Source organism: Agrobacterium sp. M50-1, from assembly GCF_049843495.1.
GTDB lineage: Bacteria > Pseudomonadota > Alphaproteobacteria > Rhizobiales > Rhizobiaceae > Agrobacterium > Agrobacterium radiobacter.
The window spans coordinates 232,530-258,726 of the sequence record NZ_JBBHZH010000008.1 but is presented as its reverse complement, the minus strand read 5'-3'; the positions used below and the strand labels follow the sequence as shown (position 1 = coordinate 258,726).

The window sequence follows — 26,197 nt, the reverse complement described above, 5'->3', positions numbered from 1 at the left end:
TTCAGATGCCGGTTTCCTTCACCGATTGCATGACCACGAATGTCGAGGTGTTGGAGACGGATGGCAGGCTGGAGATCTTCTCACCGAGTACCCTTCGGTATTTGCGGATATCGCTGGTGCGCACCTTCAGAAGATAATCGAAGGCGCCGGCGATCATGTGGCACTCCTCCACTTCCTTGATCTTGCGCACCGCCGTGTTGAACTCCTCCAGCGCCTTTTCCCGCGTATCGGAGAGTTTCACCTCAGCGAAGGCGATGTGATCGACGCCGAGCTTCTCCGGGTTGAGCATGGCGCGGAAGCCGAGAATATAGCCCTCATCCACCAGCCGCTTCAGCCGCGTCTGGCAGGGCGTCTTGGAAAGGCCTACCCTTTTCGACAATTGCAGAACGGACATGCGCCCATCCTCGCTGAGCGCCTCGAGAATCTTGAGATCGAAGTGGTCCAGACCGTCTGTTTTCTGACTGTTTGCCATGTGATTTCACGCCAAATCTGAAAAATAAAAGTTCATATTGCCTGTTTTATCCTGAAAATAGGGCCATAGCAATTTCTGCGATGATGATATTGTCTGCGACAGGATGACAAGCGGCGGGCGGAGGACACGCTGCCGCCGACGGTCTGTCTTCAACAGCTTTTTCAGGATTTTCAGAATGGCCGATGGTGCAAGCAACGCCGGTGTAATGGCGAACGGTATCTTCCAGAATTTTGCACCGCCGGTGCGCGAACAGAGCCTGCTACGCAAGGCAATCACCGCCGCCTATCGCCGCCCCGAAGAAGAATGCCTTGCGCCACTGCTCGACGCGGCAACGGTGACGGCTGAAGAGGCGAAAGCCATTCGCGACACTGCCCGAAAACTGATCGAGGCATTGCGTGCCAAGACCAAGGGCACCGGCGTCGAGGGGCTTGTGCAGGAATATTCGCTTTCCAGCCATGAGGGCGTGGCGCTGATGTGCCTTGCCGAAGCGCTGCTGCGCATTCCCGACACCGCCACCCGCGACGCGCTGATCCGCGACAAGATCGCGCGCGGTGACTGGAAGTCCCATATTGGCGGCGGGCGTTCGCTCTTCGTCAATGCCGCAACCTGGGGGCTCGTCATCACCGGCAAACTGACCTCGACGGTCAATGACAGCGGCCTTTCGGCGGCGCTCACCAAGCTGATCGCCCGGGCCGGCGAACCCGTCATCCGCCGTGGCATCGACATGGCCATGCGCATGATGGGCGAGCAATTCGTGACCGGGGAGACGATCGGCGAAGCGATCAAGCGGTCGAAGCCGCTGGAAGAACAGGGCTTCCAATATTCCTACGACATGCTGGGCGAGGCCGCGACCACGGCGAAGGATGCGGAGCGTTATTACAAGGATTACGAAAACGCCATCCACGCCATCGGCAAGGCCTCAGCCGGCCGTGGCATCTATGGCGGGCCCGGCATTTCCATCAAGCTTTCGGCGCTGCATCCGCGTTACGCCCGCGCCCAAGCCGAGCGGGTGATGGCGGAGCTTTTGCCGCGCGTCAAATCGCTGATGCTGCTGAGCAAGACATACGATATCGGCCTCAATATCGATGCCGAAGAGGCGGACCGGCTGGAACTGTCGCTCGATCTTCTGGAAGAGCTGGCGCTTGATAAGGACCTTGCGGGCTGGAACGGCCTCGGTTTCGTCGTGCAGGCCTATGGCCGCCGCTGCCCCTTCGTTCTGGATTACATCATCGATCTCGCCCGCCGTGCGGGCCGCCGCATCATGGTGCGCCTCGTCAAGGGCGCATATTGGGACGCGGAAATCAAGCGCGCACAGGTGGAAGGGCTGGAAGACTTCCCGGTTTTCACCCGCAAGGTCCACACCGACGTCTCCTACATCGCCTGCGCCCGCAAGCTGCTGGCTGCGCGCGATCTGGTCTTCCCGCAGTTTGCGACCCATAACGCCCAATCCATGGCGACGATCTACCATCTCGCCGGTCCAGACTTCAAACTCGGCGACTACGAGTTCCAGTGCCTGCATGGCATGGGCGAACCACTTTACAGCGAAGTCGTCGGCAAGAAAAAGCTCGACCGGCCCTGCCGTTTCTACGCCCCCGTCGGCACCCATGAGACGCTGCTGGCCTATCTGGTCCGCCGCCTGCTGGAAAACGGTGCGAACTCTTCTTTCGTCAACCGCATTGCCGACCCCGCCGTGCCGGTGGATTCCCTGCTTGAAGACCCGGTTGCGGTGGTCAAGGCCTATGCCGTTCCCGGCGCGCGCCACGACCGCATCGCCGCCCCCGAAGGCCTGTTCGGGCCGGAACGCAAAAATTCCGCCGGCCTCGACCTCTCCAGTGAAACGACGCTCTCCGCACTGGACAAAATCCTGAAGGCGGGCGCTGCGACCGAATGGAAAGCCACGGCGCCACAGGCAGGTGGCAACACGCGCCCGGTTCTCAATCCCGGCGACCACAATGATATCGTCGGCCATGTGACCGAACCGACGCAAGCCGATGTCGAAGCCGCGATGCAGCGGGCGTCAGCCTCGAACTGGCCTTCCACCCCGGTGGAAGAACGCGCCGCCTGCCTGGAGCGCGCCGCCGATGCGATGCAGGCCGAAATGCCCGCCCTGCTCGGCCTCATCATGCGCGAGGCGGGGAAATCCATGCCAAACGCCATTGCCGAGGTGCGCGAGGCGATCGACTTCCTGCGTTATTACGCAGCGGAAGCCCGCCGGAATTTCAAGGCCGGCGAAACGCCGCTCGGCCCGGCCGTCTGCATCAGCCCGTGGAACTTCCCGCTCGCCATCTTCATCGGCCAGGTGACGGCGGCGCTGGTTGCCGGCAATCCGGTTCTGGCAAAGCCTGCCGAAGAAACGCCGCTGATCGCGGCTCAGGGCGTGCGTCTGCTGCATGAGGCCGGCGTTCCGCAGGACGCCGTGCAGCTTCTGCCGGGCGACGGCAAGACGGGAGCCGCACTTGTCGGTTCACCCCTTACAGCCGGCGTGATGTTTACGGGCTCGACGGAAGTGGCGCGGCTCATTCAGGGCCAGCTTGCCGGCCGGGTTCTGGCCAATGGCCAGCCGGTCCCGCTGATTGCCGAAACCGGCGGCCAGAATGCCATGATCGTCGATTCCTCCGCACTTGCCGAGCAGGTCGTCGCCGACGTTATCGCCTCCGCCTTCGACAGCGCCGGCCAGCGCTGTTCGGCGCTGCGCATTCTCTGCCTGCAGGAAGATGTGGCGGATCGCACGCTGACCATGCTGAAGGGCGCGCTGCATGAGCTGCGCATCGGCCGTACCGACCGGCTTTCCGTCGATGTCGGCCCTGTCATCACCGCCGAGGCGAAGGGCATCATCGAAAAGCACATCGAGGGCATGCGCGGGCTCGGCCACCGGATCGAACAGATCGAGCTTGCTGGCGAAACCGGCAAGGGCACCTTCGTGCCGCCGACCATCATCGAGATGAAGTCGCTCGCCGATCTGAAGCGCGAAGTCTTCGGGCCGGTGCTGCATGTCATCCGCTTCAAGCGTGACAATCTCGACCGGCTGATCGACGAGATCAACGCCACCGGCTATGGCCTGACCTTCGGCCTGCATACACGTCTTGACGATACGATCCAGCACGTCCTGTCGCGTGTCGCTGCCGGCAATCTTTATGTGAACCGCAACATCATCGGCGCGGTGGTCGGCGTACAGCCCTTTGGCGGACGCGGCCTTTCCGGCACCGGCCCCAAGGCTGGCGGCCCGCTCTATCTCGGCCGCATGACGCAGGAAGCGCCGAGGATCGACCGCGTTGCGAGCCAGCAGGATCAGGCAGCCGTCGATCTCGCCCGCTGGCTGGACGAAAACGGCGAAACCGTCGCGGCCGAAGCCGCACGGCAGGCGGCAGCACTTTCCGGCCTTGGCTTCGAAACCGAACTCGCGGGTCCTGTCGGCGAACGCAACGTCTATGCGCTGCATCCACGCGGCAAAATCCTGCTGGTGCCGGCCACTGAACAGGGGCTTTACCGCCAGCTTGCCGCGGCGCTTTCCACGGGTAACTCGGTTGTCATCGACAATGCGTCGGGGCTGGAAAAATCCATTTACGGACTGCCCGCAACCGTGACCTCACGGATTGTCTGGGCGGATGACTGGGCAAAGTCCGGTCCCTTCGCCGGCGCACTGGTCGAGGGCGATGCGGAGCGTATCGTGGCGGTCAACAAAAAGATCGCCGCACTTCCCGGCCCGCTCGTTCTCGTTCAGGCCGCGACAACGAAAGCGCTTACCAGTGAAAGCCAGCCCTATACTCTCGACTGGCTGGTCGAAGAAGTCTCCGTGAGCGTCAACACGACAGCCGCCGGCGGCAATGCCAGCCTGATGAGCATTGGCTGATGATATCGTCCGGCAGGGTCTCGGTCCTGCCGGTTCATTCTTTATCCGCTGACATCACCACGGCCGAAGAGCTGGTTCAGAACCTGCTCTTCCAGTCTTGCAAATTCCGCCGTGCCGTGGCGGCGCGGGCGCGGCAGTTTCACATCGAGATCGAGCGCGATGCGCCCCTCATCGATGACGACGATGCGATCCGCGAGAGCGACGGCCTCGGAAACATCATGGGTGACGAGCACGGCGGTGAATTTCTGCTTGCGCCAGATGCGCTCCAGCAGAAGCTGCATTTCGATGCGGGTAAGTGCATCGAGCGCGCCAAGCGGCTCATCCAGTGCCAGGATCTGCGGATGGGCGACCAGCGCGCGCGCCAGCGCCACGCGCTGCTTCTGGCCGCCCGAGAGCACATAGGGCCATTCGCCCGCCCGGTCCTTCAGGCCCACCTCATCGAGAATCGCAAGGGCCTGTTCCTTCGAACCCTCACCTTTGGCGATACCGGTCAGCCCCACGGAGACGTTATTCGCGATACGCTCCCACGGCAGCAGGCGCGGCTCCTGAAACATCATGCGGGTGCGGCTCGATGGGTCTTTCGAGACGGTTCCGGTCGTCGGCGTGTCGAGACCGGCCAGAATACGCAGGAGCGTGCTCTTGCCGCAGCCGCTTTTGCCGATGACGGCCAGAAATTCGCCTTCCCGCACATCGAGATCGATGCCGCGCAGAACCTGCTTGTCACCAAAGCTCTTCGTGACGTTGCGGAAGCTGACGGCGACCTTGCCTTCAGTCGACTTATCGCGTTGTTCGATCTTTGCCTGAGACGGAGGGGATGGCGGGGTATCAGGGCGTCTCAGCGTCGTCACATTACCGGTCGACATGGGTTACCTCAGACTTTCTTGAAGGCTGGATGCCATTGCAGGAAGATGCTTTCGAGGAAGCGGGCGAAACTGTCGGCCAGCTTGCCGAGAAGCGCATAGATGAGGATCGACAGCACGACGACATCGATCAGCAAGAACTCGCGCGCCTGCATGGCCATGTAGCCGAGGCCGGAGGAAGAAGAGATGGTTTCCGCCACGATCAAGGTCAGCCACATGATGCCGAGCGCATAACGCAGGCCGGTGAAAATGGCAGGCAGCGCACCGGGCAGAATGACCCGCCGGAAAAGCGTGAAGGGCGACATGCCATAAGTGCGGCCCATCTCCACCAGTTGCGGATCGACACCCTGAATGCCGAGCAGCGTGTTGATGTAGATCGGGAAAAACACCCCCAGCGCGACGAGAAAGAGCTTCGCTTCCTCATCGATGCCGAACCACAGGATGACGAGCGGAATGAGCGCCAGATGCGGAATGTTGCGGATCATCTGCAGCGTGGTGTCGGTGAAGCTGCGGGAAAATCTGGACAGGCCGTTCGCCAGCCCGAAGATGAAGCCGATGGAACCGCCGATGGCGAAACCGGCGAGTGCGCGGGCGGAACTGACGCCGATATTGGCGACAAGCTCACCCGAGAGCAAAAGCCGCCAGAAGGCTTCCGCGACAGCGGAAGGGGCCGGAAGCACATTGGCGGAAATCAGACCGGCGCGCGCCGCCGCCTCCCAGCCTGCAAGAATGAGTGCGGGGAGCAGCCAGCCTGTGATGCCGCCAATCTCGATACGCTTTCCGGTGCTCACGGCGTTTCCTCCGGCTCAGTTGGTCGCGCCCGACCAGACGGCATCCTTGATGCTGATCTGTTTCGGGATCAGGCCAAGACGATAAAAGCGGTCGGCGGTTTCCTGCTGGCTGGCGACGATCTTGTCATCGATCTTGGTAATGCCGAATTCCGAGCGGTTCGCGGCCAGCGTCTGCGCCTCCAGCGGAACGCCCGTCACCTCGTGCAGAGCGGCGGCAACCTTGTCGCGGTTGGCGGCGGACCATTTCGCCGCCTCGCCCAGCGCATCGATGGTGGTGTTGATGGTGTCCGCATGGGATTTGGCATAATCGCGATTGGCGAGGAAATAGGTGCTGACCGCAAGAACATCGCTGGTGCGGGCAAGCGTCACCGGCTTGTAGCGGGTTTCGGCGATCGCGTAGAAGGGATCCCAGACCGCCCAGGCGTCGATCTTGTCGCTGGCGAAAGCGGCCGCGGCATCGGCAGGGCTGAGATAGACCACCTCGATATCGCTGAATTTCAGGCCGTTCTTCTCCAGCGCCGCGACCAGCAGATTGTGGGCGCTGGTGCCTTTGCCGACGCCGACCTTCCTGCCCTTCAAATCGGCGACCGACTTGATACCGCTTTCAGGCTTGGTGAAGATCGCCTCGCCCTTGCCGTTAGAGGGAAGAGCCGCGACATAAACGATGGCCGAACCCGCCGCCTGCCCGAAGATCGGCGGCGCATCGCCCGTCCAGCCGACATTGATGGAGCCGACATTCAAAGCCTCCACCAGCGGCGGGCCTGCGGTGAATTCGACCCAGGAAACCTTCACGCCCTTAGCCTCGAGCGCCTTTTCGATGACGCCCTGCTGGCGGGCGATAACCGGCAGGCCGGTTTTCTGGTAACCGATCTTCAGCTCTTCCGCCGCCTGCGCCTGCAGCGGCAGGACGGAGAATGCGGCTGCAACAAAAAGGCTGGCGGAAAGCGCACGGCGGGTGATGGCTGGCATTTCATCTCCTTGTCACCAGCCCCTCTGGCCGGTTCACGATATGGAGCAATGCTAGGGTTTTCCACTAAAACGATAGAGAGACGATAATTCAATATGAGCGATATTGCGGGAATAAAATTCCGCGCAAATGCTTCTTTTCCGCAAATTGTCGCGGACGTTCCCGTCTGCCCCATCAAATGGAAAGGCCGGCGCGGATGACGCCGCGCCGGCATGGTGGATCAATTTCTCTGTCGCCGATGCGATTGGAGGGTCGATTATTCGATATCGAACGAAACGCCCTGCGCTAAAGGCAGCGCCTTGGAGTAGTTGATGGTGTTGGTGGCGCGGCGCATATAGGCCTTCCACGCATCCGAACCGGATTCACGGCCGCCGCCGGTTTCCTTCTCACCGCCGAAGGCCCCGCCGATTTCCGCACCCGAGGTGCCGATATTGACATTGGCAATGCCGCAATCGGAACCTTCCGACGACAGGAACCGTTCCGATTCCTGCATATCGCGGGTGAAGATCGATGAGGAAAGACCAGCCGCGACGGCGTTATGGTCGTCAATCGCCTGGTCGAGATCGCTGTATTTCATGACGTAAAGAATCGGCGCGAAGGTTTCTTCCAGCACCGGTCCCGCCTGCTTCGGCATTTCGACAAGTGCCGGCTTGACGTAATAGGCATCCGGCGCACCCGTATCCACACGGCCGCCGCCATTTACCACGCCACTATGGGCTTTCGCCGCTTCGAGAGCCTTCTGCATGCCGTCGAAAGCCGCCTTGTCGACCAGCGGGCCGACGAGCGCCGATGTTTCCAGCGGGTTGCCGACAGAAACGGAGGCATAGGCCTTTTTCAGGCGCGGCACGAGTTGATCATAAACGCTGTCATGCACGAAGAGACGGCGAAGCGTGGTGCAGCGCTGACCGGCCGTACCCATGGCGCCGAAGGCGATGGCGCGCAGCGCCATGTCGAGATCAGCAGACGGGCAGACGATACCGGCATTGTTGCCGCCAAGTTCCAGAATGGCGCGGGCGAAGCGTTTTGCCAGACGCGGGCCGACATCACGGCCCATGCGGGTGGAGCCGGTGGCCGAGACGAGCGGCACCTTGGGATTGTCCACCAATGCCTCACCCACGGCGCGGTCGCCGATCAGCAGCTGGGACAGGCCTTCCGGCGCATCACCGAAACGGGCGGCGGCGCGCTCGAAGATGCCCTGAACGGCCAGCGCCGTGAGCGGTGTCTTCTCGGAAGGCTTCCAGACCACCGAGTTGCCGCAGACGATGGCAAGCGCCGCATTCCACGACCACACCGCAACCGGGAAGTTGAAGGCCGAGATGACGCCGACGACGCCGAGCGGATGCCAGGTTTCCATCATCCGGTGGCCGGGTCGTTCGGTGGCGATGGTGAGGCCATAAAGCTGGCGGGAAAGGCCGACCGCGAAATCGCAGATATCGATCATTTCCTGCACTTCGCCGAGACCTTCGGAGGGAACCTTGCCTGCTTCCAGCGAGACGAGACGTCCGAGATCGGCCTTGAAGGCGCGCAGCTCTTCGCCGAGCAGCCGGATCAGTTCGCCACGGCGGGGCGCCGGTACATTGCGCCATACCTTGAAGGCGGCATCGGCCCGGTCGACTACGGCGGCGACACCTTCGACCGGGATGGTCTTGAGGCTCGCGACCTGTTCACCGGTCACCGGGCTGAAGGAGGCCATATCGCCGCCGGTATAGAGATCGCGGGCAACGCCCATCCTGTCGAGCAGGGCCGCGGCTTCCTGTTTCACGTCGAGCTTCGTGGTCGCATCCATGTCCATCGTCCTTTTGGCTGAAAGGGGAGGAAAGGCCGTTTTGATACGGCGCTTTCAACTCCCGTCACTCGTCTTTCCCCGAATTTGTCATTCGTTCTTTTAAACTGGCGTTTTGCACCGTTCCATTCTTTCCCGTAATCATATATGGCCATAATGACCCTTTTCCAATGAGGAAAGCGGGTAAGTTGATGCGAGAATGGAATGGATCCGCGCAGAAGACTGGTCCCTGACATCGTCACCCTGCAGGCGTTCGAATGCGCGGCACGGCACGGCAATTTTACGCGTGCTGCGGAAGAACTCAACCTCACGCAGAGCGCGGTGAGCCGGCAGATCGGCGAACTGGAAGCGCAGACGGGAATGCAGCTATTCGAGCGCATCCGCAGGCGGGTCGTGCTTTCCGAAGCTGGGCGCAAATTCCTGCCCGATGTGCGGCGCCTCCTGCAGCAATCCGAACAGCTGATGGTGCGCGCGGTCTCGGCCGGAACATCACACGCATCGCTTTCCGTCGCGACGCTGCCGACATTCGGCAGCCGCTGGCTGATGCCGCGCCTCTCCCGCTTTATCGACACCAATCCTGATATGACGATCACGATCGGCTCACGATCGCACCCCTTCGATTTCGACGAGGAAGGGTTCGATCTCGCCATTCATTATGGCCAGCCGGTCTGGGCGCATGGCACCTGCACATTTTTATGCAATGAGGTAATCGTACCGGTCGCCAGCCCCGCCCTGCTGCAGCGCGCCGGCGTGAACCAGCCGCAGGATCTGACCGGGCAACCGCTCCTGCATGTGACGACACGGCCGAAACTATGGACGGAGTGGCTGGAGATGAACGGGGTGACGGCTGATAATGCCTATCAGGGCAGCCGTTTCGACCAGTTCTCGATGATCATCGAGGCTGCGGCGAGCGGCATCGGTTTCGCCCTTCTGCCGAAATATCTCATCGAGGCGGAGATCGCCTCCGGCCGCCTCGAAATCGTCTTCGACATTCCCCTGCAGACCGACAAGAGTTACTACGTTGCCCTGCCCGAGGGACGGCAGGACAATGCGCTGGCCCGCGCTTTTCAGGCCTGGCTTCTCGATCAGGTCGGCAAACCGGTCTAGTCCGTTATCCGTTCACCTCACAGGGAAACGTCATCCAGCCCCGGAAGATCAGGACCGACAGGCACGATACGGGTCGGGTTGAGCGCCTTGATGGAATAATAACCGCGCTTGATATGGTCGATATTGACCGTGTCACGCACGCCCGGAACGTTCAGCACCCGCATCATATAGGCCTGCAGGGCGGGATAATCGGCGATGCGGCGAAGATTGCATTTAAACAGGCCGTAATAGGCGGCATCAAAACGCACCAGCGTCACAAAAAGCCGGACATCCGTTTCGGTCAGGAAATCGCCGAAAAGGAAAGGTCCGCCTGAGACGAGACGGCTTTCGAGCTCCTGAAGCGTTGCGAACACATTGGCGAAGGCCTCCTCATAAGCGACCTGCGTGGTGGCGAAACCGGTTCTGTAGACACCGTTGTTGAGGCGCGGATAAATGTGGTCATTGAGAGCATCGATCTCGTCCCGCAGACCTTCCGGATAGAGGTCCACGCCATTATCGGCCAGATCACCGAAACCGGAATTCAGCATGCGCAGAATGTCGGCGGATTCGTTGTTGACGATGGTTTTTGTCTTTTTGTCCCAAAGCACGGGCACGGTGGCGCGGCCGGTATAGTGCGGATCCGCGCTGGTATAGGCTTCGTGCATATAGGCGAAGCCGTTGAGCGTATCGCGGTCCGAACCCGGATAGTCGCCGAATTTCCAGCCCTCGTCGGAGAGCGCAGGCTCGACGACGGAGACCGAAATCACCTCTTCCAGCTTCTTCAGCTTTCGGCCAATCAGCGTGCGCGATGCCCAGGGGCAGATCAGCGCGACGTAAAGATGATAGCGACCGGCCTCGGCCGCAAAACCGCCCTCACCCGTCGGCCCCGCCGAACCGTCAGGTGTCACCCAGTTGCGGAAGCCGGAGGTCTGGCGGACAAAGCCGCCTTTCTTGTCTGTCGCCTGCACCGGATGCCAGTCGGCGGTCCATTTTCCATCCACGAGCATTTGCGGCTCCCCGTTCATCTAAAGATGAAAGCCTTATGGGCCGGGTCACCACCGCTTCACAAGCCGCGCTTCGGTTGACGCACTGTTTCCGATCGGCGGATGGGCTCAAAGGCGATTGCGGAAAAACGGGTTCCAGCGCACGGTGCCGAGCCTTACCTTTTCGCGGATCATCGTCAGCAGCCCCGATGCGGCGATGACGCTCAATCCCAGCACCGCCATGGCGTCAGGATATTCGTGGAAGAAGGCCATGCCGATCGCCACGGCCCAGAGGATTTGCGAATAATGCGACGGCGCAATCTGGCTCGCCGGCGCGATGCGGGTTGCGACCAGAAGCGTGATCTGCCCCGTCGCCGTGCAAAGCCCGATGAAGGCGAAAGCCAATAGCTGGTGCAGGGTGGGCATGACGAATTCGGGGATGGAGGCGATACCGTTGAAGGTGAGGCCATAGATCAGCAGCACGCCCATGATTGAGGTGCGCTTTTCCTTGCCTGCAAGCGAGCGCAACAGCACGATGGTCATGGCCGCCAGGAAGGCGACACCGATGGCGGCGATATGCCCAAGTTCCAGCGTCTTGAAGCCAGGCCGCACGACGAGAATGACGCCGACGATGCCGGCCAGAACCGCCGCCCAGCGCCACGGGCCGATATTCTCCTTCAGCACGACGGCGGAAAGCACGGTCACGAAGAGCGGCGACAGGAAGATCAGCGCATAGGCTTCCGCCAGCGGAATGGTGGTGAAGGCATAGATGCCTAAAATACCGGCGAAGAGGCCGGAAATGGCGCGGCCGTGCACGGCGAAGGGCCGGCTCATGCGCCAGAACTCACGCCACCTTTCCTCGCGCGGCTTGCTGAAGAAGATGAAGATGCCGGAAAACAGAATGCTGAAGAAGCCGATTTCGAAAACGCTGATCTGCGATCCAAGCGACTTGATGGTGGCGTCGCCCAAGGAAAAGGTCGCATAAGCGAACAGGCCGAGCAGAAAACCCTTTTGCATTTGAACGTCCCCGAACACCGACCGCAAGGCAAAGCTTCCCCCGGCCGCGTGGAACGCGACCCGGACGCCCCTTCAAGGGGCAGACAGTCTGGCAGATTTGATCCTCACCCTATGGCTAGACCCGGCTACCTATGAGTGCAAGCCGCAAAACAGGCAAAAATGCGCGATCGCACCGCATCGATGCAATCGGCTGCAAGGTGCGGCAAATTTGTCCCGCCGCGGCCATCACATCACCGTCATGGAAAGAGGTTAGCCGGTGTTGATGGTGGCGCTTGGCGACGGGCATGAAGGCGGCTAAGTATGTCATGGTATTTTTCACCCGCCGATTTCCCCGGCCGGTGCCGCTGCGTTAACATGACCTTGCTAACCGAAAGGAAAAAGAATGCGGATTGTGATGATCGGTTCGGGTTATGTCGGCCTCGTGTCCGGCGCGTGTTTTGCAGATTTCGGCCATGACGTGGTCTGCGTCGACAAGATGCCGGAGAAGATCGAAGCCCTGAAAAATGGCCATATCCCGATCTTCGAGCCGGGTCTCGATGTCATCGTCGCCAACAATGCCAAGGCTGGCCGGTTGAGCTTCACGACGGATCTTTCCGCAGCCGTTGCCAATGCCGAGGTCGTCTTCATCGCGGTCGGCACGCCCTCGCGGCGCGGCGATGGCCATGCCGATCTCGGTTATGTCTATGCGGCGGCAAAAGAGATCGCCCATGCGCTCGACGGCTTCACCGTCATAGTCACCAAATCCACCGTTCCCGTCGGCACCGGTGACGAGGTGGAACGCATCATCCACGAGGAAAACCCCTCGGCCGATTTCGCCGTGGTCTCCAACCCGGAATTCCTGCGCGAAGGTGCCGCCATCGAAGATTTCAAGCGGCCGGACCGCATCGTCGTCGGCCTTTCGGACGAGCGCGCCCGCCCCGTCATGACCGAGGTTTACCGCCCGCTTTATCTCAACCAGTCGCCGCTGCTCTTCACCACCAGACGCGCTTCGGAACTTATCAAATATGCCGCCAACGCCTTTCTGGCGATGAAGATCACCTTCATCAACGAAATGGCTGACCTCTGCGAAAAGGTCGGCGCCAATGTGCAGGACGTCTCGCGCGGCATCGGTCTCGATGGCCGCATCGGCCCGAAATTCCTGCATGCCGGCCCCGGTTATGGCGGCTCCTGTTTCCCGAAGGACACGCTGGCGCTCGCCAAGACCGCGCAGGATTATGACGCCCCGGTGCGGCTGATCGAGACCACCATCGCCATCAACGACAACCGCAAGCGCGCCATGGGCCGCAAGGTCATCAACGCGATGGGCGGTGATGTGCGCGGCAAGAAGATCGCCGTGCTTGGCCTCACCTTCAAGCCGAATACCGACGACATGCGCGACAGCCCGGCAATCGCCATCATCCAGACCCTGCAGGACGGCGGTGCGAAAGTGGTCGGTTACGATCCGGAAGGCATGGCGAATGCCCGCCACCTGATGGAAGACATCGACTATGCGGACGGCCCCTACGAGGCAGCGGAAGACGCCGACGCCGTGGTGATCGTGACGGAATGGAACCAGTTCCGCGCACTCGACCTGCCGCGCCTGAAGGCGATCATGAAAAGCCCTGTTCTGGTGGACCTGCGCAATATCTACCGCACGGATGAAGTCGCCGCCCATGGCTTCATCTATGCCGCAGTCGGTCGTCCGCACGAAGGCGCGTAGAGGTTTCGTTTTTCAATTTCATTAAAAGGTTTTCTGCGCTTCGGTCAGACCGAAAACGCACCAACGGATTCGGGATATAATCATCATGCGTTATCTGGTTACCGGTACGGCAGGCTTCATCGGCTTTTACGTTGCGAAACGGCTGCTGGACGCCGGCCATTTCGTGACCGGCTTCGACGGCATGACGAAATATTACGATGTCAGCCTCAAGGAAAAACGCCACGCCATTCTTTCCCGCTCCAACGGCTTCCGGGCCGAAATCGGCATGCTGGAAGATACGGATGCGCTGAAACGCGCGGCGGAGGCCGCCGAACCTGAGATCATCATCCACCTCGCAGCACAGGCGGGCGTCCGTTACAGCCTTGAAAATCCGCGCGCCTATATCGATTCCAATCTCATCGGCTCGTTCAACATGCTGGAGCTCGCCAGAAGCCTTGATGTCAAGCACCTGATGCTGGCATCAACCTCCTCCATCTACGGCGCCAACGAGAAAATCCCCTTCGCTGAGAGCGACAAGGCCGACGAGCCGATGACGCTTTACGCCGCCACCAAAAAGTCGATGGAGCTGATGGCGCACAGCTATGCCCATCTGCACAAGCTGCCCACCACCGCCTTCCGTTTCTTCACGGTCTATGGCCCGTGGGGACGGCCGGACATGGCGCCGATCAAATTTGTCGACGCCATCTCCAACGGCAGAGCGATCGATATTTACGGGCAAGGCAATATGAGCCGTGATTTCACCTATATCGACGATCTGGTCGAAGGCATCGTCCGGCTAAGCACGGTCATCCCTTCCGAGGAAAACCGGGTCACGCAGGAAGGAGTCACCGATACTCTCTCGCACCACGCGCCCTTCCGCGTGGTCAATATCGGCGGCGGCCAGCCGGTGGAGCTGATGCATTTCGTTGAGACGGTCGAAAAGGCGGTCGGGAAACCCGCGATCCGCAACATGCTGCCGATGCAGCAGGGCGATGTGCCCCGCACCTTCGCCTCGCCTGATCTTTTGAAGGCCCTGACCGGCTACGTGCCGCAAACCCCGGTCGAGGAGGGCATCAGGGCCCTCGTCGCCTGGTATCGCGAGATGCACCCGGCCGAATTACGGAAATAACCTCACAGCGTCGCCAGCAGGCGGTTGGAGATGGTGCCGCCGGAAGCGCTCTGCATGCTGATCTTGGTTTCCACGGCCTCGATGATCGTGTCGCTGAAATCCATCTCGGTGAGATCGCGGATATTGGAAAGGCCGCCCGGCGAAAACACGTTCACTTCCAGTATCTTGTCACCGACAATGTCGAGCCCGACGAGGAACATGCCGTCCTCCACGAGCTTCGGCCGCACCATCTCGGCAAGCGCCACGATTTCATCCGTCACCTTCACCGCCTCGGCGGTGCCTTTGGCATGGATGTTGGAGCGCAGGTCGCCCTTGGCCGGCACGCGGCGAAGGGCGGCATATTTGCCGTCACGCATCAGCGGCCGGCCATTCATCATGAAGAAGCGGATATCACCATCCTTCGCAGCCGGCAGATAGGCCTGCGCGATCAGATAACCCTCAAGGCTGACCGCCTCGAAAATCTGGTTGAGATTGGCCTCCTTGCTGGAGCCGATCTTGAAGACGTTCTTACCGCCGGAACCCTGCAGCGGCTTGACGATGACGCCCTTGGGGTGGCCATCGGCAAAGGCGCGTATTTCATCGACATTGCGCGAGATAATCGTGGTGGGGCGGACGATTTCAGGAAAGCCCTGGAAATAGAGCTTGTTCTGCGCCAGCGCCAGTCCTTCGGGATCATTCAGCACCACAACGCCGCGCTGTTCGGCAAGCCGCCCGAACAGGATGCCGGCATGCACCGCCCACGGTCGCGTCGTCTGGTCGAGCGAGGGGTCGTTGCGCAGCATCAGCGCATCGATTTCCTCGACATCCATGGTGCGCCGCTCCAGCGCCTTGTCCTGAAGGGCGGCATGAAAGCCTTCCGATTTCTTGTATTTTGTCTTCGGCAATACCGTGGCATGGATGGTCAGGCTGTCATCCGCGCGCAGGGTAAAATCGCCGGGTGTCAGATAAACCACCTCGTGGCCGCGATTGAGCGCCGCCATGGCGAGCAAGCCGGTGGCGTAGTTCGGCCCTTCGGTTTCGATGGAATTGACGAAAAATGCGATACGCATGAAGCCCCTCCTATAAAGTCGCCAGTTCGGCAATGGATAATCCCGCCCGTATTTTTTCCAGCCGCTCATTGGCCCGGGCGGGCAGCAGAAAGGCGGGTCGGACACCCGGCGGGCGAAGCAGGCCGCGCAGGGCGAGCTCCTGCATGACAGGAAAATGGGCGGCGGCGATCTTGCCCATCCAGAACGGATCGAGCGCACCGCCCCTGCGCAGATGGTCCATCACCTCGGCCAACCCGCGCAGATAAATCGCATCCTTGGAAAGACCGCCGCCGCGATAGATGCGCAGCACCATGTTGAAGGCCGCAGCCTCGTCAAAACCGTGTTCGCGGGTCATGATGCGGAACGTGTCCACGAAGCTCGCACCATCCAGCATGGCGGCGCAGCCAACGACGCGGCCGGCGATCAGCCGCAGGCGCTCGCGCGTCATGCCGCCGGCCAGATGTTCCGCCAGCACCGCCAGCCCCTCCTGTACGCCCTCATAACCGGAAAGACCGGTGCGGAAGAGCCGCAGCCCCTGAAATGAGCCGTTGAAATAGGTCAGAAGATGCACACCGATCTCGTGCGACAGGAGCGCCTCGACACGGCGCTGTTCCATGACGGTATGGCGGGAGATCAGGAGTTTCTCACCTGTCACCATCAAGCCGGGTGGCAGGTCATCACGGATTTCGACGCGGGCCTTGAATTCCGGCTCCTCCCCCAGATAAGCCTCGACCATTTCGCGCGACTTCCTGGCGACCACGTAACAATCCACCATAGCGATTTCGCCGCTTTCTTGCCCGCGCGGGCAATCCTCAAGCACGCGAAGCGCCAGCGTCAGAAGAGCGGGTTCGACGGCGCCATAGAGGGCGCGTGAAAAATCGGTGAAGGTGCGATGATGCAGGCTCGCCAGCATCGTCAGCTGCAGATCGATCTCCCGCTGTTTCTCCCGGTAAAGATGATAGAGCACCGGGTCTTCAAGATGGTCGAAGACGACGGAATAGAGCTTGCGCTTCTGCTCCTCGACATCCACGCCCAGCGGTCGGTAAAGCAGGCGCGGCGCGTACTGGAAGCTGCCATCGCGAAACTCCTCGAACGCCCGCCGCGCATTGATGGGGGTGACGGAGAGAAGAAAATCGAAGGAGGAGACAATGTCGTCGATCGAGCGGTCGGCGCGTTTGACGGCATCGACAAATGCCTTGCGGCCAAGCGCCCGGTGACTGGTGACCTTCAGCGCATCCATACCGGAGGAAAAGGACGAAAAGGCCTGCAGGCCGGCATCGAAGAGATCGGCGATCATCGTCTCACGCAGGCCGGGATAATCCGCACCGGATTCCGGCTGGCGATAGATTGGCGCGAAGCGCACGCTGATGCAGGGAAAATCCAGTCCGGCATTCTGAAACCGCAGGACCGGGTCGGCTTCCGGCTCCGGCCGGGTGATGCGCGGCGTGCGAAAGCGCACTTCGGCATCACAAACCGCCTTGATGAAGACCCGACGCGCTTTCTGGGTTTCCGGTTCTGACGTCGCCGAGACCGAAACCTCATAATGCGGCAGGAAGGGAGAGTCGTCGGCGAGCAGGATGTCGTGTTCAAGCTCGCCAATATCGAGAACGATGAAGGCGCCGAAACGCTCGCGCATGACCGCGCCGACCGCCTCGATCAGCGGCGCGGCCTCCTGAATGTTCGAAGCGATGAGATAGGAGGCATGGGCGGCGGCGATGTCGCGCGCGGCGAGATCTTTCGTGCCGCCTGTCAGATGCAGGCAGAGGAACGGCAGCGGCCGGTCGATGTGCAAACGGCCGTCTTTTCCGACATCGCGGCGGATGGCCTTGCCGGCTTCGAGGCAGGACACGACGTCATCGACCAGATCGGCGATGGGGGAAGGCGCGCTGCGGGCGGATGAGAGGTTCATCGCCGCGACCTCAGACATTCTTCGAGGACCGGCTGGAGCGCTGCGATCGCTTCACGAATATCCGCCACCACACGCAGATCCGGCTTTCCCGTCCACTCATCCATGAAGAATTTCTTGAACTCGATCGCGATGGCGCAGCCATTTTCGGCGAAACGCTCGTGGATGAAGCGTGTCTGCTCGCCCTTGCCCTGAAACGCCACATTCTCGCGAACATCGAGATGGCGCCCGCCGATGGTCGCAGACGCGAAATGATGGCCGACCGCGCTGACGATATCACCCCAGCGGCTGCGATCCATGGAAAAGGTGCCGATATTGATATCGGGCGCTTCCGCCTGCGCTGTCGCCGGTGCGTCGGCGCCCTGCCGGCGATGATTGTAACTGTGCACATCCAGCACCACGAAAGCACCATGCCGTCGCTCGAGCGTTGAGAGAACGGTTTCAAGCATCGCATAATAATCGGCGTGGAAATCGAGCGATTGCCGGCTGGCCTCCTCCGGCGGCGTCTGGTTCCAGACCTCCAGCCCCCAGGATTGTTCCGGTTTCAGATAGATCGCCTGATCGGTGGCGCGATTGAGATCGACTTCAAAACGGGAATGGTGAACGACGATCCGGTTCGTCAATCCGGCGACCATCTCGCCGGTAAAGGGATCCTCCTCTCTCAGCCGCTTTTCCGGCGAAAGAGCCATCAGATCTGCTATATCCATGCGGACGAAATGACCGTCATGGATGGCCGTGCCGACAACAGGCGAATTGCCGAAATCGATCGACCAGAAGCCCCTGTTTTCGTTGTTACCCCGGTATTCGCCGTCACTCTGTGTGGCTGCCATGCTGCCTCCCTGCATCGGGGATAAAACAACACGACATGTCCGTTTGTTCCGGTAAAAATTGCGCACTATTCATTTGTGCCGGGCACTGACGCAGCCCGAAAAAACTGCGGAACCATCCTTTAAAGCTCACGTTGTTCCAGCAGGAGGGCCGCCGTGTCAAACGGACACGATGGTGCCGAAGAACACAGGGATTTTTCCGTTTTCTCCCGGTGGCCAACGAAATGGCAGCCGAGCTTCTTACCCATCCGGCGCCCCTCCGTCCCCGCTTTCCATGCACAAGGAGCTGCGACATGGAAAAGACCGAAACGCGCAAACTTGCGGAAGAATATCTGCGGCTCGGCGGCACCCGCAAGGTCATGATCGACGACAACAAGACCTTCGTGCGCCAATGGAAAACCGAACCGGCGGAAGCCGAGCGATTTTGGCAAACCAAGATCGAAAATCTCGATGAGAAGCGCCTCAAGGACGTGGAATTCTTCCTCCCCTCCATAAATTCCGACAAGGACGACTGAACCCAGAAGGAGACAGACATGACTGCCATCAACGCCGCAAAAATCCTCATTCTCGCAACGGACGGATACGAGCGTTCCGAGCTCCGGGTGCCCTATGACCAGTTGAAGGCCAAGGGTGCGGACGTGAAGATCGCCTCGATCAAGGACGGTGAAATCAAAAGCTGGGATAAAAAGAATTGGGGCGACAGCGTCGCCGTCGATCTTTCGGCCAGGAGCGTAAAAACCGAAGATTTTGACGCACTGGTTCTTCCCGGTGGCCAGATCAACCCGGACATTCTGCGCCATGACGAGGATGCGATGCGGATGGTTCGCGATTTCGTCAAATCGGGCAAGGTGGTTGCCGCCATCTGCCATGCGCCGTGGCTGCTGGTTGAAGCGGACGCCCTGCGTGGCCGCGACGCCACTTCCTATTGGTCGATCAAGACCGACCTCAAGAATGCCGGCGCCAACTGGAAGGATGAAAAGGTGGTAACCGACAAGGGTATCATCACCTCCCGCAGCCCTGACGATCTCGATGCCTTCGTCGCCAAGATCGTGGAAGAGATTGAGGAAGGCCGTCACGAACGTCGCGCCGCTTAAGACACGAACGACATTCCCGTGCCGCCGGTTTCCGGCGGCACTTTTATTTTGGAGGAAGAATATGAAAAGCAGATTGCTGGCAGGCGGCGCGGAGCGCACCTTCATCCTCGTCATCGATCCCGAGGAAGAAGCCTTCGAAGCCATCAGGCGTTTTGCCAGGGCCGAGAACATCAACGCCGCTTCGGTCACCGCGATCGGCGCCTTCGCCACGGCAACGCTCGCATTTTTTGATCTGTCCACGCAGGACTACAAGGAAATACCGGTCACCGAACAGAGCGAGGTCCTGAGCCTGCTTGGCGACATTACGCTTGACGAGAACGACACGCCCAATCCGCACCTGCATGTGGTTCTGGGTTTTGCCGACGGGTCCACAAAAGGCGGCCATTTTCTGAAGGGCGTGGTTCGCCCCACTCTGGAAGTCGTCATTCGCGAAACGCCCGCGGAATTGCGGCGCAGCTATAACAAGGAATTCGGCATCGCCCTTATTGACCCTGCGAGATAAACCCCACGGAACTGGAAAAACGCCATTGCGTTATCCCTTCGCACGAAGGGGACGGCATGGCGACTACGGTCAATGAAAAAGGCGGCGAAGATGACGAGGTCAGGCAGTTCCTGATCGGCCTCGCGCGCGGCACAGCAGGTGCATTACTGTTTGCGCTGCCCATGCTGATGACCATGGAAATGTGGTTTTTGGGTCTTTACGTCAATCCATGGCGACTTCTGCTGCTCTGCATCCTCAACCTTCCGCTGCTTCTTCTTCTCGCCCGCCGCATCGGTTTTGAGAGTATCAATTCCTGGAGCCAGGCCCTGCGAGACGCGATCACCGCCTATGGGCTGGGTATCGTGGTGAGTGCAGCCGTTCTCCTGCTGTTCGGTATTCTGAACGACCAGCTCACCGCCTCCAATATCGTCGCCAAGGTCGCGCTGCAATCCGTTCCCGCCAGCATCGGCGCGCTGCTCGGTCGCAGCCAGCTCGGCCAGCATTCCGACGCAGAGGATGAGGAGGAAGGCGAGTATTCCGGCGAGACAGGTTATCTGCACGAGCTTTTCATGATGGTGGTGGGCGCGCTGTTCCTCAGCCTCAACGTCGCCCCGACCGAAGAAATGATCCTGATCGCCTACAAGGTGACGCCCTATCACATTCTCGCCCTTTGCCTGCTGTCGATCGCCATCATGCATGGCTTTGTCTATGCGCTGCACTTCAAGGGCTCGCATCAGCTGCATGAAGGACAGCAATGGTGGCAATCCTTCATCCGCTTCACCCTGCCCGGCTATGTCATCGCCATCGCCATCAGCATCTATACGCTCTGGACCTTCGAGCGCCTCGACCACACCTCGCTGTCGCAGATCATGAATGCCGCCGTCATTCTCGGTGTTCCCGCCTCGATCGGCGCGGCGTCGGCCCGGCTGATCCTGTGAGGACAAGATGACGATATCCAAAGACGGAAAACAGACGGAAAGCGCCGACCCGCATTGGATCGAATGGGTGACGGGAACCATCTGCACCTTGCTCGTCGCCGCGATGCTCGGCTGGATCGCCTATGACATCTATCGCTATGTACCCGAGGATGCCCGCTTCGACATCGCCGTTACCGGCGTAGAGGGGCAGCCCGGGCAATACCGGGTGAAATTCGACATCCGCAACCTCTCCATGACCACGGCCGCGCAGGTGCAGGTGCGCGGCGACCTGCAGCGGAACGACGCCGCGCCGGAAAACGCCAATGTGACCTTCGATTATGTCGCCTCGGAATCGAAGGACAACGGCACGCTTTTCTTCCGCAGCGATCCCCGCAGCGGAACGCTCACCCTCACTGTCGCCGGTTATACCGAGCCTTGACCCATTCAGGACATCTTCATGACGACACCGGAACTGACGAAGGAACGCGATCTCAGGGATTCAAAACCGGTCTGGGCCGATAGCCCGCGCATCGGCGTCCGCAGCAGGCGCACACCGGCGGCCGATCATTACGACACGATCGTCGTCGGCGCCGGCATCAGCGGCGCACTCGTATCCCACGCCCTGCAGAGGCAGGGTCAATCCATGCTTATCATCGACCGGCGCGAGCCGGTCATGGGCAGCAGCGTGGCGAGCACCGCGATGATCCAGCACGAGATCGACACGCCGCTGACGGAACTCAGAAAGATGATCGGCAGGCCCGCGGCCGACAGGGCATGGCAGCGTTCCGCCCGCGCCGTCCTGCGTCTGGAAGAAATCGTTTCCTCACTTGGCATTTCCTGCAGCATGAAGCGCAAACAGGCGCTTTATCTCGCCGGAGACGACATGGGATCGCGCGCGTTGAAAGCCGAAGCGGCCGCGCGCGAAGAGGCCGGTATCGAAGCCCGCTTCCTCTCTGCTGCAGAACTGCGAGAGCAATATGGGCTGGATCGGACCGCCGCCATTCTCAGCGACATCTCGGCCTCCGCCAATCCCGCCCAGCTGACGGCCGGCCTTTTGCGCCATACGGCGGGCGCGGGCGCCGAAATCGTTTCCCAGCTTGAGATTACCGATCTCAGAAACCTCGGCAACGAGGTTGTCCTCGCCACCGCCGGCGGCAAAATCCTTTCCGCACGCAATGTCGTGTTCTGCACCGGCTATGAATTTCTGAAAATGCTGGAGAGCCCGAAACACCAGATCATCTCCACCTGGGCTCTGGCGAGCAAAAAGGAGCTCGATCTACCCGGCTGGCTGGAGAACCATATCGTCTGGGAAGCGTCCGATCCCTATCTTTACCTGCGCACCGACCGCGAGGGGAGGATGATCGCCGGCGGCGAGGACGAGGAAAACCCCACCGCCTACCTCTCGGAGCGCAAACTTGCCGCGAAGGCGAAGACGATCAGCCGCAAGATCGAAAGGCTTCTTGGCGTCGATATGGGAGAGCCGGACTATCGCTGGGCCGCGGCCTTCGGCACCACCACCACCGGCCTGCCGCTGATCGGCGCGGTGCCGGGTATGAAAAACGTCTATGCCGTGATGGGTTTCGGCGGCAATGGCATCACCTTCAGCCAGATCGCCGCCGAAATCGTGGCGGCCGCCGTTAATGGCGGCAAGGACCCGGATGCCGATCTCTTCCGCTTCGACTGATGCCCGTCAATCCTCCTTGATGCCGGCGGCCACTTGCAAGCGCCGGAGCGTCCAGAGGACAACGATACCGGCGCCTGCGGCAACAAGGGCAAGCGGCCACATGCCGAGACCGGCCGAGAGGCCGATTGCCGCCGAAAGCCACATGCTGGCGCCCGTCGTCAGGCCTTTGACATCACCTCTCGTATAAACGACCACACCGGCTGCGAGAAAAGCGATGCCGGCCGTCACGGCTTCCACCAGGCGGATGGGATCGAGCCGCGCGGCCTCATGACCTTCCGCCATCGTCTCCATCATATGAATGGTGATGACACAGAAGGTGACGGCGGCAAGGCCGATCAGCATGTTGGTACGCAGGCCGGCCGTGTTCTTGTGAAACTCCCGCTCCAGACCGATCAGTCCGCACAGGATGACCGCGCCGAACACGCGCACCAGCAGCACCTCGAAAGGGATGGAAATATTCATGGAAAATTCTTCTGCAAGGCTCTGGGGCACGTCATGTCTCCTCCCGACATTTATTCGCACTAAGTTCGGAAAGGCGCGTTGGTTCCTTGCATCAATATAAACGTTGCGCGCAACGGAGCCGGAACCACGGCAGCGGCAAAGGGTTTGTCTCTCGTGCGCATGGGCGCACATCATGCATTTTCACACATGGGAGAAGGACCAATGGCCGAGAAGAAACTCGACGACCTGTTTTACGACACGCTGAAGGATATCTATTACGCCGAAAGGCAGATCCTGAAGGCCCTGCCGAAAATGGCGCGGGCGGCGACCGACCCGAAGTTGAAACAGGCCTTTGAAAAGCACAAGGAAGAAACCCAGGGCCACGTCGAACGCCTGCAGGAAGTGTTCGAGATTATTGGCAAGCGCGCACAGGGCAAGACCTGCGAAGCCATCCAGGGCATTATCGCCGAGGGCGAGGAAATCATGGACGACTTCAAGGGCACTGCGGCCCTCGATGCCGGTCTCGTTTCGTCGGCACAGGCGGTCGAACACTATGAGATCGCCCGCTATGGGACCCTGAAGGCCTGGGCGGAAAAGCTGGGCCACACGAAGGCGGTTTCGCTGCTGGACGCCACGCTCAAGGAAGAGGCAAAGACCGACGATGCGCTGACCGCGCTCGCCGAGACTTCGGTCAACGCCGCCGCGCAGAAAAAGGCCGCGTAATATCCACCTCAACGACAAAAACCGGAATGGTCACCCATTCCGGTTTTTATGCGTCTTGAAGACTGCAGAGATTACGGCAGGGTATAGGCGATCACATAATCGCCCGGCTTGGTTCCAACGGAACCGTGACCACCCGCAACCATCACCACATATTGCTTGCCGCCCTCCAGTGCATAGGTCATGGGCGTTGCCTGGCCGCCGGCCGGCAGGCGCGCTTCCCAGAGCTGCTTGCCGGTGGTGAGGTCATAGGCGCGCAGGTAATTGTCGACGGCAGCACCGAGGAAGGCCACGCCACCCTTGGTGATCATCGGCCCGCCAATACCAGGCACGCCAACCTTGAAGGGTAATGGCAGCGGCGTCATGTCATAGACAGTACCGTTCTTGTGCTTGTAGGCGATATCGCCGGTGCGCAGGTCGGCGCCCGTGACATAACCCCATGGCGGGGCCTGGCAAGGGATTTTCAGGGGACCGAGGAACGGACCCATGAACACGCCGTAGGGCGCGCCGTCATTGCGGTTCAGGCCCTGTTCGCTACCCTTTTCGTCCTGACCCTTCGGCGGAATGTCGGCGCGGGGTACGAGCTGCGAGGTGAAGGCGAGATAGGTCGGCATGCCGAACAAGACCTGACGCTCGGGATCGACCGCGACACTGCCCCAGTTGAAGGTGCCGAAATTGCCGGGATAGATGATCGAGCCGGTCAGTGACGGCGGCGTGTAGCGGCCCTTGTAGTTCAGCTGATGGAAGCGGATGCGGCAGGCGAGCTGGTCGAACATGGAGACGCCCCACATGTCCTTTTCCTGCAATGGCTCCGGCTTGAACGACAAGGCCGTCGTCGGCTGCGTCGGTGAGGTGAAGTCCTCGGGGATCGCACCGCCCGGCGCTGGCTCCTCCGTGATCGGCAGAAGCGGCTCGCCGGTGCGCCGGTCGAGAACGTAGATATCGCCCTGCTTGGTCGGGCCGACGAGAGCCGGGATGGTCTGGCCGTCCTTGGTGATGTCGAGCAGCACTGGCTGGGCCGGCACGTCCATGTCCCAGAGATCGTGATGAACCGTCTGGCGCACCCAGCGATCCTTGCCGGTGTTGATATCAAGCGCAACGATGGAGGAGGAATATTTCTCCACATTCTCGCTGCGGCCCATGCCGAGCTGGTCAGGCACCTGATTGCCGAGCGGGACATAAACGAGACCGAGGCCTTCATCGTAACTGAAGACCGACCAGCTGTTGGGCGAATTGGTGGTGTAGGTTTCACCCGCCGCAATCGGTTCGGTTTTCGCGGGATTGCCGGAATCCCAGTTCCAGACGAGCGCACCGCTATTCACATCGAAAGCGCGGATGACGCCGGACTGTTCCTGCGTGGAATAGTTGTCGTTCACCGCCCCGCCGATGATGATCTTGCCTGCCGCGATGACCGGCGGCGAGGTCGAATAATAATAACCGGCAGGATTGTATTTCATGCCCTGCTCAAGATGCAGCACACCCTGATCTGCAAAAGACGTGCAGACCTGACCGGTGGCCGCGTCAAGCGCGATCAGCCGCGCATCCGAGGTCGGCAGGTAGACGCGTTGGGCGCAGGCCGTGCCTTCAGCGGCATTGGGCTCGGCATAATAGGACACGCCGCGGCAGGTCTGGTGCTGGCGGTCCGGATTAAGACCGACATTCGGGTCATATTTCCACTTTTCCTTGCCGGTGGCGGCATCGATGGCAATCGCCCAATTATGCGGCGTGCAGATATAAAGCGTGTTGCCGATCTTGAGCGGCGTCACCTGGTAGGTGGTTTCCCCCACATCATCAGGCAGCTTCACATCGCCCGTCTGGTAACGCCAGGCTTCCTTGAGCTGCGAGACGTTGTCGACATTGACCTGAGTGAGTGGCGAATAACGCTGTCCATAGGGCGTGCGGCCATATTGATGCCAGTCACCGTCAGGCACATTGCCGCCAGAGGCAGGTGTGGCCGAGGCGGTTTCCTGCGGCAGGGAACCTGCCATGTCGTGTGGATCCTGCGCCATGGAATATCCGGCCACGACGATGGAGGCGAGTACGGAGAGCGCGAGCGGCCAGGCGTTCGGCCCGTAGCGAAGCCCGGTGGGGCTCGCAAAACCGAGCGGCTTTCTGACCCATGGGACCAGAAGCCACAGGCCGATGAGAATGACGATGCCGCCGCGCGGGCCAAGCTGCCACCAGTCGAAGCCGACTTCCCAGATGGCCCAGGCAAGCGTGGCGACAATGAAAACGGCATAGACGTGAAGGGCTGCGCGATTGCGCTTGAACAGCAGAACGGCCGTCAACAGGAAGGCCAGTCCGGAAAGCACATAATAAAAGCTCCCGCCCAGCATGACGAGCTGAGAGCCGAAACCGAACAGCGCAAGACCGATCAGCGCGAGAACAACTGCAGTGACGGTGACTGCCATGAATGAAACCCCCGATTCCTGTCACTTTGCGTGAAATGAAATCGGGCGCAATCTGGTTCCATGGAAATTATC

Annotated in this window: 23 protein-coding genes; 11 read left to right on the top strand and 12 right to left on the bottom strand. The window is 60.6% G+C overall.

Going from position 1 to position 26,197, the window contains the following annotated elements; genetic code table 11:
- Position 1: 1 nt before the first annotated feature.
- Positions 2-472: an Lrp/AsnC family transcriptional regulator gene (locus WDZ78_RS19345; protein ID WP_003508741.1), complete on the bottom strand. Its 471-nt coding sequence runs from the start codon at positions 470-472 to the stop codon at positions 2-4.
- 175 nt (positions 473-647) lie between these two features.
- On the opposite strand from WDZ78_RS19345, the gene putA reads away from it, so the two are divergent.
- Positions 648-4,322 (top strand): trifunctional transcriptional regulator/proline dehydrogenase/L-glutamate gamma-semialdehyde dehydrogenase, encoded by a 3,675-nt coding sequence (putA, locus tag WDZ78_RS19340; RefSeq protein WP_425673932.1) that lies wholly within the window; start codon positions 648-650, stop codon positions 4,320-4,322.
- 41 nt (positions 4,323-4,363) lie between these two features.
- Here the strand turns inward: putA and WDZ78_RS19335 are convergent, their stop codons facing one another.
- From WDZ78_RS19335 to WDZ78_RS19320, 4 genes are all read right to left on the bottom strand, one after another.
- Positions 4,364-5,185 carry an ABC transporter ATP-binding protein gene (locus WDZ78_RS19335; RefSeq protein WP_425673931.1) on the bottom strand — a complete coding sequence of 274 codons (822 nt, stop codon included), beginning with the start codon at positions 5,183-5,185 and terminating at the stop codon, positions 4,364-4,366.
- 8 nt (positions 5,186-5,193) lie between these two features.
- Positions 5,194-5,973: an ABC transporter permease subunit gene (locus WDZ78_RS19330; protein WP_111793001.1), complete on the bottom strand. Its 780-nt coding sequence runs from the start codon at positions 5,971-5,973 to the stop codon at positions 5,194-5,196.
- Between the two features lie 15 nt (positions 5,974-5,988).
- A complete protein-coding gene (locus WDZ78_RS19325) occupies positions 5,989-6,942 on the bottom strand; it encodes a sulfonate ABC transporter substrate-binding protein (protein ID WP_060727496.1) in 954 nt (317 codons plus the stop codon).
- Between the two features lie 254 nt (positions 6,943-7,196).
- Complete coding sequence (locus WDZ78_RS19320; protein WP_425673930.1) at positions 7,197-8,726, bottom strand: aldehyde dehydrogenase family protein; 1,530 nt, start codon at positions 8,724-8,726, stop codon at positions 7,197-7,199.
- A 201-nt stretch (positions 8,727-8,927) separates the two neighbouring features.
- Here WDZ78_RS19320 and WDZ78_RS19315 point away from each other — a divergent pair, with 201 nt between their 5' ends.
- On the top strand, positions 8,928-9,830 hold the full coding sequence (locus WDZ78_RS19315) for a LysR family transcriptional regulator (RefSeq protein ID WP_425673929.1): 903 nt from the start codon (positions 8,928-8,930) through the stop codon (positions 9,828-9,830).
- Positions 9,831-9,847: 17 nt separating this feature from the next.
- Here the strand turns inward: WDZ78_RS19315 and WDZ78_RS19310 are convergent, their stop codons facing one another.
- The gene (locus tag WDZ78_RS19310) at positions 9,848-10,816 is read right to left on the bottom strand and encodes a glutathione S-transferase family protein (protein ID WP_425673928.1); all 969 of its coding nucleotides are present in this window, start codon (positions 10,814-10,816) and stop codon (positions 9,848-9,850) included.
- Positions 10,817-10,921: 105 nt separating this feature from the next.
- Positions 10,922-11,809 (bottom strand): DMT family transporter, encoded by an 888-nt coding sequence (locus WDZ78_RS19305; RefSeq protein ID WP_425673927.1) that lies wholly within the window; start codon positions 11,807-11,809, stop codon positions 10,922-10,924.
- Between the two features lie 382 nt (positions 11,810-12,191).
- On the opposite strand from WDZ78_RS19305, the gene WDZ78_RS19300 reads away from it, so the two are divergent.
- A complete protein-coding gene (locus WDZ78_RS19300) occupies positions 12,192-13,508 on the top strand; it encodes a UDP-glucose dehydrogenase family protein (RefSeq protein ID WP_003508722.1) in 1,317 nt (438 codons plus the stop codon).
- A gap of 85 nt (positions 13,509-13,593) precedes the next feature.
- A complete protein-coding gene (locus tag WDZ78_RS19295) occupies positions 13,594-14,616 on the top strand; it encodes an NAD-dependent epimerase (RefSeq protein ID WP_020009959.1) in 1,023 nt (340 codons plus the stop codon).
- A 2-nt stretch (positions 14,617-14,618) separates the two neighbouring features.
- Here WDZ78_RS19295 and WDZ78_RS19290 read toward each other — a convergent pair whose 3' ends face one another.
- Genes WDZ78_RS19290 through WDZ78_RS19280 form a run of 3 tightly spaced genes read right to left on the bottom strand, consistent with a single transcriptional unit; the run spans position 14,619 to position 18,380 of the window.
- Positions 14,619-15,665, bottom strand: a complete 1,047-nt coding sequence (locus WDZ78_RS19290; protein WP_425673926.1) for a glutathione synthase — start codon at positions 15,663-15,665, stop codon at positions 14,619-14,621.
- A gap of 10 nt (positions 15,666-15,675) precedes the next feature.
- Positions 15,676-17,553, bottom strand: a complete 1,878-nt coding sequence (locus WDZ78_RS19285) for a flavohemoglobin expression-modulating QEGLA motif protein (protein WP_026363560.1) — start codon at positions 17,551-17,553, stop codon at positions 15,676-15,678.
- On the bottom strand, positions 17,550-18,380 hold the full coding sequence (locus WDZ78_RS19280; RefSeq protein ID WP_425673925.1) for an N-formylglutamate amidohydrolase: 831 nt from the start codon (positions 18,378-18,380) through the stop codon (positions 17,550-17,552). The genes WDZ78_RS19285 and WDZ78_RS19280 overlap by 4 nt, the downstream gene beginning before the upstream one ends.
- Before the next feature lie 290 nt (positions 18,381-18,670).
- Between WDZ78_RS19280 and WDZ78_RS19275 the strand changes: the two genes are divergently transcribed.
- The 6 genes from WDZ78_RS19275 (at position 18,671) to WDZ78_RS19250 (ending at position 22,553) form a co-directional block, all read left to right on the top strand.
- On the top strand, positions 18,671-18,892 hold the full coding sequence (locus WDZ78_RS19275; protein ID WP_425673924.1) for a hypothetical protein: 222 nt from the start codon (positions 18,671-18,673) through the stop codon (positions 18,890-18,892).
- Positions 18,893-18,910: 18 nt separating this feature from the next.
- Positions 18,911-19,471, top strand: a complete 561-nt coding sequence (locus WDZ78_RS19270) for a type 1 glutamine amidotransferase domain-containing protein (RefSeq protein WP_425673923.1) — start codon at positions 18,911-18,913, stop codon at positions 19,469-19,471.
- Between the two features lie 61 nt (positions 19,472-19,532).
- Entirely contained in the window at positions 19,533-19,973 is a 441-nt protein-coding gene (locus WDZ78_RS19265; RefSeq protein ID WP_425673922.1) for a PPC domain-containing DNA-binding protein, read from the top strand.
- Positions 19,974-20,029: 56 nt separating this feature from the next.
- Positions 20,030-20,890: a TIGR02587 family membrane protein gene (locus WDZ78_RS19260; protein WP_425673921.1), complete on the top strand. Its 861-nt coding sequence runs from the start codon at positions 20,030-20,032 to the stop codon at positions 20,888-20,890.
- A 7-nt stretch (positions 20,891-20,897) separates the two neighbouring features.
- Positions 20,898-21,308 carry a TIGR02588 family protein gene (locus WDZ78_RS19255; protein WP_425673920.1) on the top strand — a complete coding sequence of 137 codons (411 nt, stop codon included), beginning with the start codon at positions 20,898-20,900 and terminating at the stop codon, positions 21,306-21,308.
- Positions 21,309-21,326: 18 nt separating this feature from the next.
- Positions 21,327-22,553: an NAD(P)/FAD-dependent oxidoreductase gene (locus WDZ78_RS19250; RefSeq protein ID WP_425673919.1), complete on the top strand. Its 1,227-nt coding sequence runs from the start codon at positions 21,327-21,329 to the stop codon at positions 22,551-22,553.
- Between the two features lie 6 nt (positions 22,554-22,559).
- Here WDZ78_RS19250 and WDZ78_RS19245 read toward each other — a convergent pair whose 3' ends face one another.
- Positions 22,560-23,045 carry an MgtC/SapB family protein gene (locus WDZ78_RS19245; protein ID WP_425673918.1) on the bottom strand — a complete coding sequence of 162 codons (486 nt, stop codon included), beginning with the start codon at positions 23,043-23,045 and terminating at the stop codon, positions 22,560-22,562.
- A 171-nt stretch (positions 23,046-23,216) separates the two neighbouring features.
- Here WDZ78_RS19245 and WDZ78_RS19240 point away from each other — a divergent pair, with 171 nt between their 5' ends.
- Positions 23,217-23,717, top strand: coding sequence for a ferritin-like domain-containing protein (locus WDZ78_RS19240; protein ID WP_175281253.1), 501 nt, complete (start codon positions 23,217-23,219; stop codon positions 23,715-23,717).
- Between the two features lie 71 nt (positions 23,718-23,788).
- Here the strand turns inward: WDZ78_RS19240 and WDZ78_RS19235 are convergent, their stop codons facing one another.
- Positions 23,789-26,125, bottom strand: a complete 2,337-nt coding sequence (locus tag WDZ78_RS19235; protein ID WP_425673917.1) for a glucose/quinate/shikimate family membrane-bound PQQ-dependent dehydrogenase — start codon at positions 26,123-26,125, stop codon at positions 23,789-23,791.
- Positions 26,126-26,197 lie beyond the last annotated feature (72 nt).